The 20,061-nt window shown below is 30.1% G+C and carries 21 protein-coding genes; 1 reads left to right on the top strand and 20 read right to left on the bottom strand.

The window, feature by feature from the left end; genetic code table 11:
- Positions 1 to 11 precede the first annotated feature (11 nt).
- From spoIIIAB to B5X81_RS12420, 7 genes are all read right to left on the bottom strand, one after another.
- Entirely contained in the window at positions 12 to 518 is a 507-nt protein-coding gene (gene spoIIIAB / locus B5X81_RS12455; RefSeq protein ID WP_280175280.1) for a stage III sporulation protein SpoIIIAB, read from the bottom strand.
- A gap of 4 nt (positions 519 to 522) precedes the next feature.
- Complete coding sequence (spoIIIAA, locus tag B5X81_RS12450; RefSeq protein WP_079492100.1) at positions 523 to 1,581, bottom strand: stage III sporulation protein AA; 1,059 nt, start codon at positions 1,579 to 1,581, stop codon at positions 523 to 525.
- Between the two features lie 129 nt (positions 1,582 to 1,710).
- A complete protein-coding gene (locus B5X81_RS12445; RefSeq protein WP_079492098.1) occupies positions 1,711 to 2,136 on the bottom strand; it encodes a CD1247 N-terminal domain-containing protein in 426 nt (141 codons plus the stop codon).
- A gap of 42 nt (positions 2,137 to 2,178) precedes the next feature.
- Positions 2,179 to 2,736 (bottom strand): elongation factor P, encoded by a 558-nt coding sequence (gene efp, locus B5X81_RS12440; protein WP_079492097.1) that lies wholly within the window; start codon positions 2,734 to 2,736, stop codon positions 2,179 to 2,181.
- Between the two features lie 156 nt (positions 2,737 to 2,892).
- Positions 2,893 to 3,954 carry a M24 family metallopeptidase gene (locus B5X81_RS12435; RefSeq protein WP_244282081.1) on the bottom strand — a complete coding sequence of 354 codons (1,062 nt, stop codon included), beginning with the start codon at positions 3,952 to 3,954 and terminating at the stop codon, positions 2,893 to 2,895.
- A 237-nt stretch (positions 3,955 to 4,191) separates the two neighbouring features.
- The gene (locus B5X81_RS12430; protein WP_079492094.1) at positions 4,192 to 4,455 is read right to left on the bottom strand and encodes a late competence development ComFB family protein; all 264 of its coding nucleotides are present in this window, start codon (positions 4,453 to 4,455) and stop codon (positions 4,192 to 4,194) included.
- A gap of 596 nt (positions 4,456 to 5,051) precedes the next feature.
- Positions 5,052 to 5,510 carry a D-Ala-D-Ala carboxypeptidase family metallohydrolase gene (locus B5X81_RS12420; RefSeq protein ID WP_079492091.1) on the bottom strand — a complete coding sequence of 153 codons (459 nt, stop codon included), beginning with the start codon at positions 5,508 to 5,510 and terminating at the stop codon, positions 5,052 to 5,054.
- 233 nt (positions 5,511 to 5,743) lie between these two features.
- Between B5X81_RS12420 and B5X81_RS12415 the strand changes: the two genes are divergently transcribed.
- Complete coding sequence (locus tag B5X81_RS12415; RefSeq protein ID WP_079492090.1) at positions 5,744 to 5,914, top strand: aspartyl-phosphate phosphatase Spo0E family protein; 171 nt, start codon at positions 5,744 to 5,746, stop codon at positions 5,912 to 5,914.
- A gap of 36 nt (positions 5,915 to 5,950) precedes the next feature.
- Here the strand turns inward: B5X81_RS12415 and B5X81_RS12410 are convergent, their stop codons facing one another.
- From B5X81_RS12410 to B5X81_RS12350, 13 genes are all read right to left on the bottom strand, one after another.
- On the bottom strand, positions 5,951 to 7,702 hold the full coding sequence (locus B5X81_RS12410; RefSeq protein WP_079492089.1) for a stalk domain-containing protein: 1,752 nt from the start codon (positions 7,700 to 7,702) through the stop codon (positions 5,951 to 5,953).
- A gap of 386 nt (positions 7,703 to 8,088) precedes the next feature.
- The gene (locus B5X81_RS12405) at positions 8,089 to 8,286 is read right to left on the bottom strand and encodes a cold shock domain-containing protein (RefSeq protein ID WP_079492087.1); all 198 of its coding nucleotides are present in this window, start codon (positions 8,284 to 8,286) and stop codon (positions 8,089 to 8,091) included.
- Positions 8,287 to 8,682: 396 nt separating this feature from the next.
- A complete protein-coding gene (locus B5X81_RS12400) occupies positions 8,683 to 10,101 on the bottom strand; it encodes a sodium:solute symporter family protein (RefSeq protein ID WP_079492086.1) in 1,419 nt (472 codons plus the stop codon).
- Positions 10,102 to 10,328: 227 nt separating this feature from the next.
- Positions 10,329 to 11,792, bottom strand: a complete 1,464-nt coding sequence (locus B5X81_RS12395; RefSeq protein WP_170917401.1) for a Na+/H+ antiporter NhaC family protein — start codon at positions 11,790 to 11,792, stop codon at positions 10,329 to 10,331.
- A 154-nt stretch (positions 11,793 to 11,946) separates the two neighbouring features.
- Entirely contained in the window at positions 11,947 to 12,933 is a 987-nt protein-coding gene (locus B5X81_RS12390; protein WP_079492083.1) for an ornithine cyclodeaminase family protein, read from the bottom strand.
- A 159-nt stretch (positions 12,934 to 13,092) separates the two neighbouring features.
- Positions 13,093 to 13,752 (bottom strand): GntR family transcriptional regulator, encoded by a 660-nt coding sequence (locus B5X81_RS12385; protein WP_079492081.1) that lies wholly within the window; start codon positions 13,750 to 13,752, stop codon positions 13,093 to 13,095.
- 457 nt (positions 13,753 to 14,209) lie between these two features.
- Complete coding sequence (locus B5X81_RS12380) at positions 14,210 to 14,920, bottom strand: glutamine amidotransferase (RefSeq protein WP_079492080.1); 711 nt, start codon at positions 14,918 to 14,920, stop codon at positions 14,210 to 14,212.
- A 16-nt stretch (positions 14,921 to 14,936) separates the two neighbouring features.
- Entirely contained in the window at positions 14,937 to 15,719 is a 783-nt protein-coding gene (locus tag B5X81_RS12375; RefSeq protein WP_170917400.1) for a CPBP family intramembrane glutamic endopeptidase, read from the bottom strand.
- Positions 15,720 to 15,749: 30 nt separating this feature from the next.
- Positions 15,750 to 16,442, bottom strand: a complete 693-nt coding sequence (locus B5X81_RS12370; RefSeq protein WP_079492077.1) for an aspartate/glutamate racemase family protein — start codon at positions 16,440 to 16,442, stop codon at positions 15,750 to 15,752.
- Positions 16,443 to 16,764: 322 nt separating this feature from the next.
- The gene (locus B5X81_RS12365; RefSeq protein WP_079492075.1) at positions 16,765 to 17,076 is read right to left on the bottom strand and encodes a DUF2087 domain-containing protein; all 312 of its coding nucleotides are present in this window, start codon (positions 17,074 to 17,076) and stop codon (positions 16,765 to 16,767) included.
- Positions 17,077 to 17,093: 17 nt separating this feature from the next.
- Positions 17,094 to 17,438 (bottom strand): GIY-YIG nuclease family protein, encoded by a 345-nt coding sequence (locus tag B5X81_RS12360; RefSeq protein WP_079492074.1) that lies wholly within the window; start codon positions 17,436 to 17,438, stop codon positions 17,094 to 17,096.
- 48 nt (positions 17,439 to 17,486) lie between these two features.
- The gene (locus tag B5X81_RS12355) at positions 17,487 to 18,272 is read right to left on the bottom strand and encodes a CGNR zinc finger domain-containing protein (protein WP_244282080.1); all 786 of its coding nucleotides are present in this window, start codon (positions 18,270 to 18,272) and stop codon (positions 17,487 to 17,489) included.
- 408 nt (positions 18,273 to 18,680) lie between these two features.
- Complete coding sequence (locus tag B5X81_RS12350; protein ID WP_079492071.1) at positions 18,681 to 19,961, bottom strand: glycoside hydrolase family 10 protein; 1,281 nt, start codon at positions 19,959 to 19,961, stop codon at positions 18,681 to 18,683.
- Positions 19,962 to 20,061: the final 100 nt, after the last annotated feature.

The following is a 20,061-nucleotide window of genomic DNA, read 5'->3' as shown; positions in this document are numbered from 1 at the left end:
CCCTCCTTAATTTATATTAGAATTATTACTATGGCTAAACCCAATAAAACACCCAATCTATTAAACATTTTCCCATTTTTTTCTTTTTCTTTGACTGCCTTATTTTTTTGTTCCTTTAAAAGAAGTTTAGTATATTCAAAATGCTTTTCCTGGGTTTCTTTATTTCCAAATCCAAGTTCTTTAGCAAAATCAATAATTACTTCAATATCTTTTTTATCCAAAGATAAATTATCTATATTATTGTTTATTATCCTTTTCCATGTATCATCTATCTCATAGCCGTTTCTATTACATAATTCCTTCCACGTATCTTCAAAAATCCATGATATACTCTTATGACTTTTCCTCGCCACCCTTTTCATTGCCACTGGCAAGGGAGTAGAATAGTAAAGTATATCATTTTCCAGGCTGTTAAGGGCACTTATGAAATAATCAAGCTGTCTTACTCTAAGCCCATATCTTAGAGAAATAAGATATCCCATTGTTGATGATGAAATCACTAAAATTAAACCAACAATAAACTTAAGTAATATAGGAATCCCTCCTATCCATTAGTATATTGTTGTTTAAAACTTCATTGGTATTCAAATCAATAACTTCCTTTACAGTTCCTACTCGAGGTTGATTTGTCAAAATTATCATTCTTTCGAACACTTTATTTTCAACTAGATTAAAAATATTGCTTCTTCTACTTATTTCCTCAATACTATCGCCATGAACTGTTGTTATAAACTTTACTCCCGCATTCATTGCTTCCTTTAAAGCATAAATATCCTCGTCTTTTCCTATTTCATCGGTGGCTATCACCATAGGAGACATCGCTCTTATGAGCATTATCATGCCTTCAGCCTTCGGACAACCATCCAAAACATCAGTTCTAATCCCAACATCCTTTTGAGGAATACCATTGTAGCATCCAGCAATTTCAGATCTTTCATCTACAACTGAAACCTTTATTCCCTTAAAGTCACTTTTTGAAATTCCACTACTAATAAGTCTTATAATATCCCTTAAAATCGTTGTCTTACCACATCCTGGTGGAGATACTATAAGGGTATTAAATATTGAATTTGTATCTTTAATTATGTAATTTATTACCTTTTTACCACAGCCTATTTTTTCCTTTGATATACGAATATTTAAACCCGATATATTTTTAATGGTTTTCACCCTGTTATTCTCAATAATTGCCTTTCCACAAATTCCAATTCTATGACCACCCTTAATTGTTATAAATCCATTTTTGATTTCTTCTTCAAGTGCATATATAGAATAGTCGGTTATTAAACGGAAACTGGTTTTTATATCTTCTGTATTAACCACAAATATATTATGTAAAACTTTTGTAGGCCATCCATTTTCCGTTAAAAAGTAATCCTCTCCATTGGAATATATAATTAATGGTTTATTAGCTCTTAATCTAAACTCTTCAACATCCTTTAGAAAGCTATTTGGCATATTACTAAACAAGTTTCTTAGCCTTCTTGGTAATATTTCTAGAATTTCCTTGTGATTTACATCTATGGTTTTTTTTCCGTTATTTCTTATAACAATATCTTTTTTATTCTTTAGTTCCTCCATAACATGTCCCTCCTTTTTATTTAATAATATTTTTATATTTGGAATTTATGCTTGTTTTTTTAACAAAAAAAAATAAAAACTCGATGCATTTTGCATCGAGTTTTGGTAACACCGTTTATTAAATTTTATTTAATGATCACAGCAGCAATCACATTCATCTTCATCAGTTATATGTAATGTTTCATTACATTCAGGACAAGTTACTTCTATTTCACCATTTTCATCTTCATCAAGCAACTCTTCATCTACATAGATTATTTCACCACATGCTGGGCATCTAACTTCATCAAAATCAACATATTCTTCTTCATCGTCTTCAAACTCATCGAAATCTTCATAAAAATCGTCTTCTAGATCGGTTAAATCTTCATCTATTGCATCTACATATTCATTAACTTCTGCCAAATTATCATCTAATTCATCAATTGAATCTGCAAAATCTTCAAGTACATCAATAATATGAAGCATTAGCTTGCCTTCCTTAGTATTAGCATCTAGTTCCATTCCATCAGCCAAACCTTTAAGATATGAAACTCTTTCATTTAGATAACTCATAGTAAAGCCTCCTTTATTTTTAATATATTTGTATTATTACCTTTATGCCCTTGATAAATACTCTCCTGTTCTTGTATCAATTTTTATTTTATCACCTTCATTAATAAATAAAGGCACCTGAACTTCTGCTCCAGTTTCAACCTTAGAACGTTTTGTAACATTAGTTGCCGTATCACCCTTTACACTTGGCTCAGTTTCAACAACAACTAGTTCAACAAAATTAGGTGGGGCAACGTCAAAACACTTGCCTTTATAGAATTTCAAAGTAGCATTGTCATTTTCTTTTATATATTTTATTGCATCTTCCACCTCTGCTTCAGTTAGGGGCATCTGTTCATAAGTTTCATTATCCATAAAATAGTATAATTCTCCATCATTATATAAATACTGCATTTCCTTAGTTTCAATATGGGCTCTAGGAAATTTGTCATTTGGATTAAAGGCTTCCTCCCTTGTTGCTCCTGTAACTATATTTTTATACTTAGTTCTAACAAAGGCTGCACCTTTCCCTGGCTTAACGTGTTGAAAATCAATTACCACATAAGGCTGACCATTAATTTCAAATGTCATACCCTTTCTAAAATCTCCTGCTGAAATCATTTTTACATCCCTCCATATTATTTAGTTTTATTAATTGAGCAAATTGCATAATTACCTTCTGTAAAAACTATCTACTACACATAGTTTAAAAATCTCCAAAGGCATACCATATATATTATGCAACTTAGCCAAGTTAGAATTATGCAATTTCTTCAATTATAACTCAATCAAATGTTTTGGTGATTTAGATAAGACTTTGCATCCCTCTTCAGTAACTACTACTAAATCTTCAATCCTAACTCCACCAAAATCAGGCAAATATATACCTGGTTCATCAGTAACTACCATATTTCTACATAAAGTCTCTTTACCTAATGGAGATAATCTTGGCTCTTCATGGACTTCTAATCCTACACCATGACCCAATCCATGGCCAAAGTAATCTCCATAACCTTTTTCCTTAATTATATCCCGAGCAATCTTATCAACATTATATCCTGTAACCCCAGGTTTTATATGCTTTAAAGCCTCTTTTTGAGCCTCTAAAACCGTATTATATATATCCTTTTGTTTATCAGTTGCACTACCTACTACAACTGTTCTAGTCATATCTGAACAATATCCATTATACACACATCCAAAATCCAGGGTTACAAAATCTCCATCTTCTATTACCTTATGGGATGCAACACCATGGGGTAATGAAGAACGTTTACCAGAAGCAACTATACTCTCAAATGACGTACCTGAGGCTCCCTTTTTCTTCATAAAATGTTCTAATTCTAAGGCCACTTCCCATTCAGTAATTCCAGGCTTTATTACACTACATATGTACTCAAATGCTTTGTCTGCTATCTGGGCAGCTTTTTCTATCTCTTTTATTTCATCTTCATCTTTTATAGTTCTAAGTCTATTTAACATGTCCTTTAATGGATACAATTCAATATTATTTAATTTCTCATTAAAATCATTATACTGGCTAACTGTTACAAATTTATCTTCAAACCCTAATTTTTTTAAATTAAGTTCATTTAATATATCATATATAGTCTTCTTATCAGTATGTTTAATTATCTCAAAGCCTTGACACTGATTAGAAGCTTGCTGTACATATCTAAAATCCGTAACAAAAAGCTCTTTATCTTCAGTAATAATTACATACCCTGATGTCCCAGTAAATCCAGATAGATACCTTCTATTTTCAGGCTTAAATACTATGGCAGAATCTAAATTTTTCTCCTTTAGGTATTCTTTGAATCTTTTAACCCTTTTATTCACTTGTACCTCCCCCATTATAATATAATAATGTTAAACTACTGTAAATACAGCGAAACAATTTAATATATAAGGCTTTTCCACTTCCTACTAAATAATAATACCATAAAAAAAGCTCTTTGAACATCTATTCTATAGTTTATTATGCACAAAAGATTTGAATTATAAACAGTTACAGCTAGAATAAGCACCTTGTTTACTAAGGTGCTCATTTTAACCCTGAAGTTTTACTTTGATTAATTAATGTCTTGGATTTTTTGAAACTATGTCTATAGCGTCAATCAATGCTTTCATCACATCAGTTTCAAACTGTCCACTCATTTCTTCAACCTTTGAGTAAAGCTCTCCCTTCTCGGTAACAACATAATGGGGTTTTAGATTATTAAGAGCAATCGCCTTCATATCTAATTTGCATTTTTTACAGGTACATACATCATCAAAGGCCCTAAGCAAATTAGGGAGAACATGATCTACTGCTATTTCCATATAATTTTTTAAAAGCATAGAGTACCTCCTTAATTTTTATTAAAATGCCAATAAATAATTAACTTAATACAAAAGTTTTCAATAAATTGAGATAACTATATAATTCTAACTTATGAAAATTTCATGATACATATCTTTATCAACTCCTCTACATATATTATAACTGTAATTGTAGATATGGATAAATATATTCCATTGCAAATCACTAAATTTACCTGCTATGCTATAAAAATAGACAAGTTGAATTTTAAGATTATTTATCTTTAATAATGTACTCATATTCTTTGTTTTTTTGAATATATATTAAAACTATACTATACTGGAAAGGATGATTTTATTGTTGGGATGCAATTTCATAAATGAATGCTCTTATATTAATAATACTATAAAAAATGAAAAGGGATATAAAGATGTATTTAAGTCAAATTTCTGTATGTATTATTACAGAAAATGTTCTATTTGGATAATTGCAAATAACATTGGAATAGAAAATACTCCTAAAAACCTTCTGCCTTTTCAACATCTTTTATTTCATGACAGAAGTAAATAATATTTAAAATCTCGAATAAAGCCCTAGCAATTATATGCTAGAGCCTTATTTGAACTTTGAAATTTTATTTTTTTGTCCTATTATCCCAAAATGCATATGAACCATTTTGATAATTACCCTTCTGTCTGCTGTCTAGATGAAAAAATGTATCATAAAAGCCTATTCCTCCACCTAATCCGTCTTCTTCACATAATCGTATCCATTTATTTTTCACATTATTTAAGAAGCCTTCTTGCCTTTGTATTGAAAATTTATAAAATTCATCTGGCAATATTATATCGCTTGCAATACCAAGCTTGTGCATGCTATTTGGACTACCGCCTATTCTTTTATTATATTCTTCAGTTCTGTATCCTGAAGTAACCACCATTGGTCTATTATACCATTCTCTAAATCTCTGTAATCTTTGAATATGATCTATTACTGAACTATTTAATAATACTTCTCCATTATCCTTACATTTGAACTCGGAAATATTGAAATTTTTTACAATTTGTCCATCAAAAACTTGTATATTGAGCATCCTTTTTCACCCCTTATTATAATACTCATAAATATTACTTTCGACACTTTTAAAAGTCAAAAACAGATCCAAAATACCTTTCTTTTTTAACAATAATAGACAAATAACGATAATAATCAATATCATTTTTCTACATATTGCATCCTGTTATATAATTCCAGTAGTACAACAGGTTAAATCAGTTTTGTTTAACAAATACTAAAGAAAAATATTATTATAAAGGGGTATGTAAAATGAAAAATCATAATGAATTAAGAAATCTAATTATTAAAATTGATGAAACTAAAGCTAAACTATATGAGTTAATACAAAAAAAACAATGGGATTTACTGGACTCAGAAGTAATTAAATTAAGCCAATTACTTGATGAGCTGCTTTCTGAATACTATCATATAAAAAAATAACAATTAGCTAAATAGGATTTAACCTGTTGTACCTTTTTAAAAACATATGAATTTTAAAATATCAGGATAAAAAAATATCAGGGGTTCTATTTTATATTTTCTATCGGCTCTATATTTATTCCAATTAATTATATCTTTATACTGATTAACTGGCCCTGCATCAATTTTAATGGCCTTTATTATTCCCCAGTCTACTTCTTTTCCTAAGCAATTTGCAATAAAATCTATAGGTACAAATATATGTCCTCCTAAAACAATTGTAGATTGCTTCATTTCTATTTTCTCATTGTTTTTAGTAACTACTTTATCATTAATAGGTATTTCAATATTTGTATTATTGCCATATAATGTGACCCTTTTATTAGTATCATTCCAGCTTAATCTTAAATTGAATTCATTTGCTATTTCCTTTACGGAAACCATCGATTTTCCCTTATATATAATGGGCTTAATTTCTCTAAAATTCATTTGTTTTTTATCAATAAATACTTTAATTGATTTCTCTATAAATGAAATCTTATTTTCTTTAAAAATATTATTAATATTATCTAAAGAAGTGTATATTTCATCATAAGCCATAAATGTATCTCTATTTAACTTAACTTTCATATTATTTATTTTAATTATCGGATGAATATTAATTTTTTTAATTATCCTTCTTTTTTTAAGTTCTTCCTTTGCTCTAAGATCATATGAATTCTCCAATAATTTTTTTGTGTCTCTGTACCTTTGGTTAGGTGAATCCTTTAATGTTACACAATAATAATTATGCCCATTGTATTTACTTAAAGTTACAAGATTATGTCGAGAAGCTGATGTATATCCTGTTTTTCCTCCTATTATTCCTTTTAGTACAAAATCATAATCCTTTCTTAAAAATAAATTTGTTGTTTTCCAATCTTTTTCCTTTGTTTCTCCATTTCTATTTTTAAATACCGCTTTATAATAGGGGGTTTTAATTATTTTTATAAATTCAGGATATTTTGAAGCTTCTATAGTTATAAGTGCTAGATCCCGAGGCGTTGTATATTGATTTGAGTCATGATAACCGTGGGAATTGACAAAATTAGTATCTAATGCACCTATTTCCTTCGCCTTTTTGTTCATCATATCTGCAAAATTTGCTTCTGATTTTCCTATATGTTCTGCAATAGCTAGTGCACAATCATTACCAGAATACAGGAGCATTCCATAGAGCAATTGCTCCAGTGTTAGTCTATCTCCTGGCATAATATGAGCTTTTCTGCTGTCTGCTGGAAGCTTAGTTACATTACTTGATACTGTAATTTCATCTTGCAGATTTCCCTTTTCCAAAGCTAATAATGCGGTCATAATTTTTACTGTACTTGCAGGATATAATTTAGAATAACCGTTTTTTTCAAACATAATATTATCTATGGTATCTTCTATTACTATTGCTCCTTCAGCAAATACATCATCATGAAAAGTGATTAATTCTCCTTTTATATCTAATTTACTATCAGATACAACTACATTATTCCCCTTTTCCAAATCATGTTGACTAAAATCTATAATATCTATTGTATTTGATTTTTTGTCCCAAATAACATTTTTATTAAGCTTATTAGATATTTCTATTAATGAAAAATATAAATTATTATTATAGGAAATTGCAGTTACATTAGATATGGCTTTGCCACTAGCATCTTCAATTACGAGATTTTCAAATGTCCCTTCTAGTACATTCATACTACTTTCATTTGCATATGCAGTAACATTAAAAATTAATATGAAACATACTATACTACTAAAGAAATTTTTTTTCATAGGCTATGTCACTCCATTCTATTATTTTATTTAAAATAAATTCATGTATTAGTTATTATTAATTCTAAATAAAAATAGTAAATCCTTTTTCTTTATAATTCACATGAGGAAATTGCATAATTCTAACTTGGCTAAGTTACATAATATATGTGGTATGCCTTTGCAGATTTTAAAACTATATATAGTAGATAGTTTTTGCTAAAGGTAATTATGCAATTTGCTCACATAATAAAATTTTATTTATACATGTATAAATAATCATTGGTTTCTACAAGCTTTAGGCATGTGTTTTTAAATCAAAAAAATCAAAAGAAACCCTAAAACATATAAGGGTTTCTTATAGTAGTCTATATATTAAAATATGTAATATCTAATTTATATTCTAATTATAGCTTTACTACATTAGCAGCTTGAGGTCCTTTTTCTCCTTGAACAACTTCAAATTCAACCTCTTGCTCTTCTTCTAAAGATTTAAATCCAGATCCTTCTATAGAAGAATAATGTACAAACACATCGTTTCCGTCTTCTCCTGTGATGAATCCATAACCTTTTTCACCATTAAACCATTTTACTTTACCTTTCATTTAACCAATCCTCCAAAATTTTACTTATAGTAACTTTTTATCCCAATTTGGAACTTACCTTACTATTCTCAAAGATTATCATGTTTTTCCATCAATGTCAAGTAAAAGAAGCATAGTAGAAATTAATTTCTTTAAAATAGCAATTATTACTGAAAAAACTATAATTCCTATTATGGTTTTTGAATTGTTCACAATTCGTTCATATTTTATACACATTCTATTGATATTATATACTTGTAAATGTACAAAGGTGTTCTCCTTTTATATATAGGGCTTTTGCTTTATGCAGAAGCCTGTTGTGATTTATACAGAAATTTTTCCATTTGATAAAATTGTATAATTACCAATTGTAAAAACTAACTATTCTATTATACAATTGTCCCAAATTTAAATTTGTTAATATATAACAGGGAAAGACGATGTCCGCCCCTTTTCATTAGTTATCAGGGATACAATAACAATTAAAATGAGACAAGCAAGAGAACCAACAATAGATTCACTTAGATTAAAGGGCTTCCCTAAAATATTCCACGATACACTACATAAAAATCCAGCTATAACTCCAGAACAAATACCTGCTGTTGTTGCTTTTTTCCAGTAAAGTGCTACAAAGGCAGGGATACCTATTGATGCGGCATAAAAAGTCCATGCAAACATAAGTACATTATAAACGCCCTTTATATATAAAGAAATTACAAGGGCACATATGCCTGCAAAAACTGTAAATAATTTAGAATAAAATAGCTCTTTACGGTCTGCCAATTTGCCTGTAAGAGGCTTTATAATATCAGCTACAATCGTCTGTGTGGCTATCAATAGATATGTATCTGCAGTAGACATAATAACTGATATCAAACCTGCAACTGCAACCCCCATAAGCCCCTTTGGCAATAAACCTACAACCAACACAGGAATTACAGAATCTGCAGTTCCATATTTTTGTACTATATCTGGATATAGTACAAGGGCACTTAATGACAGTAGAAGAGTTATTAATATTGTACAAGCATAAATAGTGTTACCAAGGAAAATACCTTTTGTTGCAGCTTGAGGGCTTTTAGCAGAGAAGGCTCTCTGCCACATTTCAGCACCTGCAAATGTAAATATTAATGATGTAAATATCCAATTAAGAATGTCAGAACTAACATTGAATTCAAGAATTTCTGGAGGCACACTGGAAAGTATCGATGAAAGCCCTCCAGCTGTAGAGACACACTTTATAGGTAATAATAAATATATCAAAAGGATAATTACTACAAATTGGATTACATCAGTATATACAACTCCATACAATCCCGAAACAGAAGTATAGGCCACAATAATTATTAGAGCTATCCATGCTCCAGCTTCAAAGGAAATCCCCCCTATTATTTTTAAAACAGTGGCAAATGCTGCAATCTGACTGGCAACCGTTGCCATCATAGTAAAAGCAATAAACCCAGCCACTAAAAGTCTTGTTTTTTTGCCAAACCTATATTCCATAAGATCAGGAATTGATTTTATTTTGTTTAATTCTCCTATTCGCTGAATTCTGCCAGCCATATATGTAAAAACATACATTCCTAGAAGATATGGCAGGCCTAATAATACACCGACAACTCCTTGTGAATATATGATCCCACTTCTTCCAATCATGGCTGAGCCCCCTAAAATGGATGCACAAACAGTGGCAGCAATTACAAACATGTTCAGACTCCGAGATGCTATATAATAGTCTTCAGTATTGTTAACCTTGCTTCGCCCCCATAAACCAACACCTGTTACTATAAGTATATAAACAATTATGACTGCCATATCGACACTACTAATCCCCACATTAATTTCTCCTTTCCACCTATTTAGTCCCAGAATATTGTAAAGAAGTGATGTTTAAAACTAAAAAATAAATTAAAATTATAATTTACACTTTAATTATTTTAAAGAAATTGCATAATTCAAATTTAAAACATTGCATAATATATCTAATATACCTGTGAAGATTTCAAAAAATATACAAAAAGAAGTTTTAAAATATGGTAATTATGCAATTCCCTCACTTTATATTAGCTTATTACAGGATCAAATTGATCAATATTAATTAAATTTCCATCCTCATCATATTCTGCTTTAGGCAAATACTTACCAGTATACCCCCAAAGAACTGTAAAGAAAAGTGATCCCCAACAACCGAAGACAAATGGCAAATATGACCATGGCGCTACTCCAAGTGATGAAATTACTAAAAGAGCACCACCACTCCAAGGGCAAATAGCTCCAAAATATGCACTGCCTTCAGTTATTGTTCTGGAAAGATTAATTATATCAAGCCCTTTATTTTTATAAGCCTTTTCATACATTCTACCGTTTAGAATAATAGATACATAAACACTTGAACTTAAAAATACAGTGGCTATTGATGTAATGAGAGAACATAATATAAGAGAACCAGTACTCTTAATGAGTTTTAACAATTTTTCCATGATGGCATCAAGTACACCAATTTTTTCTATAAGTCCTGCAAAGGTAAAGGCTGCAAACAATAGCATAACAAGACCTGCTATCGACATTGCACCTCCCCTAGATAGTAGAGAATCAATAACCTGAATTCCAGTCTCTGAAACATAGCCATTCCAAACTATACCTGTAAGCTGCGCAAATGTTTTTCCTTGGAATATCATTGCTTCTACCATGCCTATACCAACCCCTATTGAAAGTATAGGAAGTATAGAAAATTTTAAGGCAGCCATTACGAATACAAAAATAACTGGAATCAGTAATAAAATATTAAAATTGAAATTTGATGAAAGACCATTCATTAATTCAACAACAGCCCTTGTATCAGCACTATTATTTGTTGAAGTTATGAGTCCCATTACTAGAAATCCAATACCTGCAAGTATTGAACCAAAGCCTGATGTAGGAATCATACTAGTAAATAATTTTATAATATTTTGCCCTGTAGATGCAGCAGAAAGATTGGGAGTATCAGAAAGGGGAGACCATTTATCACCTAAGAAGCATCCAGATACTATAGCTCCTGCGGCAATTTGTAAGGGAATGCCCAAACCTGTAGATATACCTCCAAGAGCAAGACCTAGTGATGTAACAATAGCCCAGCTAGATCCAGTAACCATAGCTGCAATTGCTGTCAATAGAAAAGCTGCAAATAAGAATATAGACGGATGAATAATCTTTAAACCAAGGTAAATCATGTATGGAATTGTACCACTTGCTATCCATGATGCACTAACAAAACCAACTAGCATAAGAAAATATAAAGCAGGCATTGCTGTTTTAACAACATTTAATACACTTGCAAACATATCATCCCATTTAAATCCCATTAGTATACCATAAACCCCACATACTATAGCACAGTATAAAACACCCATGGCTGTTGGAGCTTTAGCAATAAGTGCAGTCCAAATCATTATAGCAACAATAATAAGTAGTAATACCATAGCTTCAGTGAAAGTAACTTTTCTTGGTATACTCGAAGTTTCTGATTTGTTTTTATTTTTAAACATACAGTTATTCTCCTTTTTAGTTTTAATCATTTTTACTGCAGTCATGTAACTGAGAAACTAAAGCGACGAAGCAGATTTTCAGTGGCTATTAAAATATAGTACACACTTAATAGAGGCTAGGAATAATTTCACTAGCCCCCACTATCTTAATTATCTAAAAATCTTTTTCCATAAGAGGCAAGATAATACCAATATTTTTTTCTACAGCCCTTTCATATATGTACTGTCCTAAAGATATATCTTCAGCCGCAATGCCAACATTAAAGGCTAAAATAGTTTCCTTATCATTTTCTCTACCGATTTTTCCATCGACTAATTCCCCAAGCTCACAGTAAAATGATGGTAGACCACCAGCAAATGCACCGGTTGTTGCATAAGATGATGTTTGATTAATGTCATCGGTAATAACCTTATCACATCCATGTATAATCTCCTCAGGCCATGCACGACCTGCCTCAAGACCGGCTCCAAGCATTCCAGGCTTTAATGCATCGGCTGGAATAATAGGTTTATGTAATTTTTGTGTACAAGTAACAATAATATCTACCCCTTCTACTGCTTCAGATATAGACATAAATTTTTTCACCTTGACATTAGATTTTTCTGGCATTCTCTCCACATAATCATCAAGCACATCTTCCTTAATATCGCATATATGACATTCTTCCAGTGAGGGCAATACATGCTTAATAGCAAGTAAATGCATTTTGCCTTGTACACCTGCACCTATTATAGCAATTTTCTTGGAATTTTTTTTAGAGCAATATTTTACTGTTACTGCTGTAGCAGCAGCAGTTCTAACAGCAGTAATCCAGCGACAATCCATAACAGCCGTTGGCACACCTGTTTCTGGGCAATTCATTATTTGAACACCTAATATTTGTGGTAAATCATACTTGTAATTTCCTGGATATCCACTTACCCATTTGATTCCACATGCATCCATATCCTTTAAAAATACAGGCATTTCATGAATAAAAGCGTCTTGTCGGGTATGAATACCCCGCTTAGGAGGATTTTCAATAGTTCTATTAGCTTGTTCACTAAGGGCCATTTCTACCCTCTTAATGATTTCCTCCCAGCCAATGTTTAAAGATAAGATGTCCTCTTGTGATAGATAAAGCAGTTCTACTTTTTTCATAGTTTTACCTCCAATAGATTAATATTTTTATGCATAATGCAAAAAAGTATTGATATATATGAAGGCATAATATATAATAAAAAGATGAATCACCGAAGATGATCTTTTTCTGTATGTCTGCCGCCAAGCTAAATACAGATTAAGGTCATTTTCTTTTTATTACAATACTATACCATTCAAACTTAACTGATCTAATGTTATTTGATTATGTCTTTCAATGGCCTTAGCACTATCTTCAATATCTCTTGCTTTTAATGCATTTAGAATTTCCCTGTGTTCTTTTAAAGCATTTGATTCATCTGTTGATGTAAACATAAAATTGTCGTAAAAGATAAGATATACATTGCTTTTTTGAATCAGCTCATAAATATATTTTTCATAAACCATATTCTTTGAAGCTGATGCAATTATCATATGAATTTCATCATTTATTTTTATAAATCTATATAAATCATTACGTTTATGCACCTCAATTTCCTGATATTCAAGTTCCTCTAACCTTTCTAATTGTTCATCTGTAATATTGACACAAGCCAATTTTATCGCAGCTGATTCAAGGAGTTTCTTACACTCATACACAGCTTTTATTTCTTCAAGAGTAGGGTTTGATATAAAAGCTCCGTGATTAGGAATAATAGTAACAATTCCTTCATAATTCAATCTCTTGATCGCTGCCCTAATAGGAGTTCTACTTATACCAGTGCTCTCCGCCAATTTAGATTCAACTATAGGAGAATTTGGAAACAGTTTTTTTCTAACAATCTTATCCTTTATTAATTTATAAATATAATCTTCAGGTCTTATTTGTTCTTCACTCATTAAATCACATCCTATATATAAAATCTCACTTTGAAAAATTTTTATAACTATAGTTAATTGAGAAATTTTCGTAATTTCCCATTGTAAAAGCTACATACCACATGCAATTTTAAAACCTCTAAAAAACTACCATATGTACTATTCAATTATCTTAATCAGAAATATATTATTTTTTTAAATTTGTTTTTCTTTTGGTAATATTCTAAAAATTATTACTATTGATACAATTATAGCATATGTATACAATATTGTATATAGTATTGTATTATATATTTAAAACATTTTAACTATATAATCAAAACTATAAGGTATTGCTTTATTCTCTATAGATGTCTCCTTACAAAACTTTAGAAAAAACTAGACAATGAGACTCCCTGCAAAAACATAAAAAGAGATTCAAATAAAATATAATTATTTAAATCTCTTTAAATCATTTAAAAATCACTAATTTTGCTTTCTATGAATTTGAAAGCTCCCAAAACCTCTTTATCAATATCTCTCCAGTAGAATTTTCTTTAATTGACCTGTGTATTGCATCTATATCATATTCTCTATCCTTTTTTTCTTTAAGACCTTCGACAACTTCATGCATAATATCTCCGGTAAATTCTGGATGAAACTGTACTCCCCAAATTTTATCATCAACAACAAAGGCATGATGACTTTCGAAATCATTCCCGGCTAAGAGCTTTGCTTTTTGCGGAAGAGTAACAACAGTCTGTGAATGAACAACATGGGCCAAAAACTCATCTTCTAAAACACCCATCAAAGGATCCTTCTTGCCATTCTCAGTAAGCTTTATATTAACAGTACCTACTTCCATTCCCTCTGGATGATAATCCACCACTCCTCCCATAGCATGGGCAAGCAGCTGATGACCATAACAAACACCTAAAATTGGTATGGGCTTATCAAATACACCTTGAAGCCAATTTGTCAGGTTAATACTCCATTGATTATTCTCCGTAACATTGGATATAGAGCCAGTTAAAATAATGGCCTTAATACATTCAATATCAGGGAATGGTTCCTGAAGATAGGCACCGCAAATTAAAACCTCATCCTTCCTAAGTCCTAAGCCCTTAAGAAAATAATCTTCAAAATCACCATATTTTTCTATAATTCCAGGGTTAAAGCTTCCATTTTTAATAATAAGAAGTTTTTTCATTTTTACACCTCCAAACTTAAAAAAGTATAAGAGACACAATTAATATAGTAGCATTAGAAATCATATGAAGTAAAATACTATGTTCTATGTCTTTTTTGTACATAATGTATCCGAATATTAATCCTACAGGAAGTATCTGAATATACTTAACCCAATAATTAACCATTACACTTGAGTGCAAAAACACCCACATTAACGTAGGAATTAAAATCGCAAAGAATATTGATATTTTATTTTTTTTACCGAACCATTGTAAAAATACATTTATTGTCATAAAACGAAAAGTTAATTCCTCTGTTATTGGGGCTAAAAAAACTACAGCAATTATAGTGTTTATTATATCCAATATATATTCTATAGAAGATATATTGGATATATCATTAATTAAATTTGGATTTATTCTAGGCTTCCAGATAGAGAATATTAAAAACGACCAAATAATAAATATTAAATTAATTTTTATAATTAATCTCCAATCTATATTTTTCCAACTGAAAGATCCTTTAAGTATACTACTTCCAATTAAATTTTTTCTCTCGGATAATACTTGCCCGATTCTCAATTGTCCTTTATAAACAGCATATGCTAGAAATAATCCAATAAATTCCCCAATAGCAAAGCCTTCTATTTTATCAGTAATTTCAAATAGAATTAAATTTATTGTCTTTAGCAATATAACTATTCTAGCTATTTGTCTTGATTTATTTATATACAATTCTGATTCTATCTTAGTTTTATCGAAATAAATTAAGGTTAAAAATAGTATAATAACAGCTATTACTATAACCAATACCCCCAAAATATCTCCCCCTTAAAATTTTACACCCTTTTACTCTAAAGCTATCTCTATAGCTTTTTTAACATGGAGCATTGTGGTATCAAAAACAGGTATGGAACTATCCTTTTCTTTAATTAAAAGAGGTATTTCTGTACATCCTAAAATTACTCCTTCAGCCCCCCGATTTTGCAAATTATTTATTATAGCTTTAAATTTTTCCCTTGATTCATTTTTGATATTACCTAATATAAGTTCTTTATATATAATTTTATGAATAACTTCTCTTTCAATCTCTTCTGGTATAATTACATCAATATCATGCTTTGTTTTTAATCTTTTCTTATAAAAATCTTCCTCCATTGTGAATTTAGTCCCCAAAAGCCCCACCTTATTTATTCTTCTTTTTCTAATTTCTTCAGCAGCAGCATCTGCAATATGTAATAAGGGAACTTTTATATTTTGTTCTATTTCTTCAGCCATTTTATGCATAGTATTAGTACATATTAATATTAGCTCAGCCCCTAATTTTTCTAGTTTTTTTGCAATATTAATCATTTTAATAGTTAACTGATCCCACTGACCCTCATGTTGTAACTTTTCAAACTCTTCAAAATCAACTGAATACATTATGCTTTCACATGAATGGGATCCTCCTAATCTTTTTTTAACCAACTCATTAGAAATTCGATAATACTCAAGGGACGATTCCCAGCTCATGCCCCCTATTAATCCTATAGTTTTCATTTTACTATCCCCCTAAATTTATTTTCAAATTTATTGCCACTATAAATGTTATTGGTTCTATATCAATTGGGGAAATTGCATAATTCTATCTTGGCTAAATTGCATAATATATGTGGTATATCTTTGCAGATTTTAAAGATATATAGTAGATAGTTTTTGCTGAAGGTAATTATGCAATTTCCTCAATTATAAAACTAGCAAAAATATTTTATTTCATTTCTATCATACCATATTTTTCCCATTATATAATTATATTGTATATTCTTCTATTTTTTATATCTTAGATGATTATTCTTTTTGTCATATTTACTCAATTATCATTTTATTCTTTCCAATACCTGGAACCATCTCTTGTTCTTCTAATAAATTTATATTCCACAAGCTCACGGCGCAGAATAAAATAGTCATTAAAAGTATGCCAATCCTTTATAATACTATTTACTTCTTTTTCGGTATAATCTTTATCATTCACAAACTTATTAGCAAGGTAACTTAAAACTAAATATCTTAGCTTCTTTTTTGATGGTAACTGTTTAATCTTACCATGAGTATCTAAAAATCTAGCAATACTTTCCCTAGAATCTTTATTAAATAAGAAATCATCCTTGTTTATATCGTCAAAATTTCTACACATATCCAATCTCCTCCTAATCAGTATAACTTGTGGGAGCCAAGCTTTTCGAGCCAAATCTCTTCAAGAACTTTTATATCCTCTTTAAATTCTTTTGGTGTTTGTGTGTCCTTTTTTTCAAGTTTTTCTAATATTTCAAAGGTAAATGCTTCTCCCCCAAGCTTCTTCCAATCACTTTGAAGCTTCATATATACACATGATCCTGTCTTTTGGGAAAATTCAAACCTATTCTTACAGCCATATAAATCAGTTGATGTTAATATAAGCATTTTTCCATTTATAATATTTTTTATTATAAATACACCACCAACAATCTTTCGCTCCTTATATGCCACAATCTTTTCTTTCCTATCTTTTTTTTCCATTTAATATCACTCATTTCCTTTAATTAAATTTGCTATTCTCAATATCTATTAATTGGTTTTTCTTTCTCTACTTTTTTGAACATTAGCACGGTTTCTACATGATAAACTACAATATTTAGTTCTAATATTATTAGCAATAAAAACTTTAGCACAGTGCTTACATCTATTAATTACTATAGATTCATCTGTAACTGCAAATGCATATACAGTTTCAACTGCCGTTTTAAGAGAATCAAACTGCCATGCAATAATTGTTTTATCTAATTGATTTATTGTAAAACCAATCTTTTGAGGATGAAATTTACCAGCCATAATTGTAACATCTCCAGTTAGATTACCACCTGTTTTTTTATATATCAAAAGTTGGTTAAAATGCAATGCCATCATTTTGGCAAAATCTATGATCCAGTTAATTTTTTCAGAGTAAAATTTTGAAAACACAAGGTCTAATACAACTGGACGCTTTCCATAAAACTTAGGTGAATCTTCTCTCTTAACAATATCTACACAGTTTTTATATTTTCTAATTATAATATCATCTTCCTGAGCAAAGGGTATAAACTGACTTATATACTCTCTTTCATTCATTATTTTTTCCTTTGTAATATGGTTATTATCAATCAATAAAACTTTTTCATCTCCTATAATATTTCTATTATATACACTTGCACCAATCAATCCTAATAATCCATACTTCTTTGCAAATACCAAAAGTTCACTATTAATTTTTTCTTTCTTCTTTTCAGTCATCTCTTTTTCCAGTCTTAATGCTTCATCTCCTATACTTATTAAATCTATAATTAAATCTTCTGCCACATTAAAGGGATTATACATACTAAAGCTAGCTTCCTCGGAAGGTGTTATATAATCTTCTCCTGCTGAAGTTACTTTAATATCATAGTCACTATACTTAATCCAATCAGTGGCAAAACTGCCTATTAAGGTTATTTTTCCGTTAATAAGAATTCCTCCTTTTATTTCATTATTTTAGTTGTAATAGTTGTAATATAATATACTATTACATTATGTGATTTTATTGTATTCCTAAGTAATTATTTTGTCAACTGTCTTCAATAAATTTTCAAAAAAATAAACACCTATAAAAATTTATTTTTTATAGATGTTCAAATTATTTGATAAATTTGCATAATTATCTTTTGTAAAAACTCCATACCATATCTAGTTTTAAAGTCTCTAAAGGACTACTATATATATTATGCAATTATTTCATCTTTTTATGTATTATAAAACTAACCTATTCAAATATTTCATTAAGTTAACCAGTTCAGGTTTTCCTAATAGAGATTTGTATCTAAACATTACATATCCTTTTACATTATTTGTTCTACGATTAAGATCTACTTGATCTTTAATTTGATTAATTCCATACCAAGGACTATTGGGATCAGGATTACCTGCTCGATAAGCAGCTTGTCCAACATACAGGTCTACATCAGTATCTGCCACAACATCAGCCCACCAATTCAATAATTTTTCATAATCAGCTATCTCATAACCAATATTCCAGTATATTTGAGGTATAATATAATCTAGATATCCTGCTTTAACCCATCCCCTTGTATCGGCATACATGGTATAATAAGCTTCTTTTCCCTTTGTATCAGAGCCCAGGGGATTAGAGCTTTTGTTAGCCCATATTGCAAAGGGACTTACTCCAAAGGATAGGTTCTCATCTTTTGCTTTTATTAGGTGATACATCTTTTCTATTAGACTATTTATATTACTACGTCTCCAATCACCTATATTGTCATACTTGCTGCCGTATTTAGCATATGTATCATGATCATTGAAATTTGTTCCTGGATAAAAATAATCATCCAAGTGAATTCCATCAACATTATAGTTTTCAATAATTTCAGAAACACCCTCTAAAATCATTTGTTCAACCTCAGGGATTCCTGGGTTAAAGTAATGCTTAGTATTATCACCACTCCCATGGGCCACAACCCATTCTGGATGAAGAAGGGCTGGATGATTAGGAGCTAATTCATCTAAATCACTTTTTTGCATGGTAATTCGATATGGATTAATCCATGCATGAACCTCAATATTTCTTTCATGTCCCTGTTTGACAATAAACTCCAATGGATCAAAATTATCTTGAGGCGAAATAGTCTGATCTCCAGTTAAGTATTTAGACCAGGGAAAAATTTTTGAAGAATAAAAAGCATCTGCTGCCGGTCGAACTTGAAAATAAATAGTGTTAAAACCCATTTCTTCAACATTGTCAATTATCTCAATCATTTCCTTTTTAAGAAGGCTAACATCTTTAATGGCTTCCTTTGAAGGATAGTCCAATCCATAAATTGTGGCCACCCAAATAGCTCGAAGTTCCTTTTTTTGACTATTATTATTTTGAATATTACCATCAGCTGAAATTTCATTATAACTCTCTTTCGCCATATCTGTTTTACCTACATTATTAAGGGCATATACTGGAACTATAAGCATAAAGATAATTGATAAAAAAATGATAGACTTTGCTGCAATACCTTTTAACATGATTCTACCCCCCTATGTTTTAAATTGGTTTTAAATATTAATAGAAACAAATAAGATTCATTAGCTTTTAAAACCTTCATTAGTCAATATTATTCAACAT

The organism is Maledivibacter halophilus (assembly GCF_900167445.1).
Classification (GTDB): domain Bacteria; phylum Bacillota; class Clostridia; order Peptostreptococcales; family Caminicellaceae; genus Maledivibacter; species Maledivibacter halophilus.
This window is presented reverse-complemented; position numbering and strand designations above follow the sequence as displayed.

What these genes read in the sequence shown, in the direction of transcription:
- efp (WP_079492097.1), bottom strand. Translation starts at nt 2,736, where the DNA reads ATGATTTCAGCAGGAGATTTTAGAAAGGGTATGACATTTGAAATTAAT.
- B5X81_RS12420 (WP_079492091.1), bottom strand. Translation starts at nt 5,510, where the DNA reads ATGCTCAATATACAAGTTTTTGATGGACAAATTGTAAAAAATTTCAAT.
- B5X81_RS12365 (WP_079492075.1), bottom strand. Translation starts at nt 17,076, where the DNA reads ATGTGTAGAAATTTTGACGATATAAACAAGGATGATTTCTTATTTAAT.
- B5X81_RS12390 (WP_079492083.1), bottom strand. Translation starts at nt 12,933, where the DNA reads ATGAAAAAAGTAGAACTGCTTTATCTATCACAAGAGGACATCTTATCT.
- B5X81_RS12360 (WP_079492074.1), bottom strand. Translation starts at nt 17,438, where the DNA reads ATGGAAAAAAAAGATAGGAAAGAAAAGATTGTGGCATATAAGGAGCGA.
- B5X81_RS12350 (WP_079492071.1), bottom strand. Translation starts at nt 19,961, where the DNA reads ATGTTAAAAGGTATTGCAGCAAAGTCTATCATTTTTTTATCAATTATC.
- B5X81_RS12410 (WP_079492089.1), bottom strand. Translation starts at nt 7,702, where the DNA reads ATGAAAAAAAATTTCTTTAGTAGTATAGTATGTTTCATATTAATTTTT.
- spoIIIAA (WP_079492100.1), bottom strand. Translation starts at nt 1,581, where the DNA reads ATGGAGGAACTAAAGAATAAAAAAGATATTGTTATAAGAAATAACGGA.
- B5X81_RS12445 (WP_079492098.1), bottom strand. Translation starts at nt 2,136, where the DNA reads ATGAGTTATCTAAATGAAAGAGTTTCATATCTTAAAGGTTTGGCTGAT.
- B5X81_RS12405 (WP_079492087.1), bottom strand. Translation starts at nt 8,286, where the DNA reads ATGAAAGGTAAAGTAAAATGGTTTAATGGTGAAAAAGGTTATGGATTC.
- B5X81_RS12355 (WP_244282080.1), bottom strand. Translation starts at nt 18,272, where the DNA reads ATGTATAATCCCTTTAATGTGGCAGAAGATTTAATTATAGATTTAATA.
- B5X81_RS12395 (WP_170917401.1), bottom strand. Translation starts at nt 11,792, where the DNA reads ATGTTTAAAAATAAAAACAAATCAGAAACTTCGAGTATACCAAGAAAA.
- B5X81_RS12370 (WP_079492077.1), bottom strand. Translation starts at nt 16,442, where the DNA reads ATGAAAACTATAGGATTAATAGGGGGCATGAGCTGGGAATCGTCCCTT.
- B5X81_RS12385 (WP_079492081.1), bottom strand. Translation starts at nt 13,752, where the DNA reads ATGAGTGAAGAACAAATAAGACCTGAAGATTATATTTATAAATTAATA.
- B5X81_RS12415 (WP_079492090.1), top strand. Translation starts at nt 5,744, where the DNA reads ATGAAAAATCATAATGAATTAAGAAATCTAATTATTAAAATTGATGAA.
- B5X81_RS12430 (WP_079492094.1), bottom strand. Translation starts at nt 4,455, where the DNA reads ATGCTTTTAAAAAATTATATGGAAATAGCAGTAGATCATGTTCTCCCT.
- B5X81_RS12380 (WP_079492080.1), bottom strand. Translation starts at nt 14,920, where the DNA reads ATGAAAAAACTTCTTATTATTAAAAATGGAAGCTTTAACCCTGGAATT.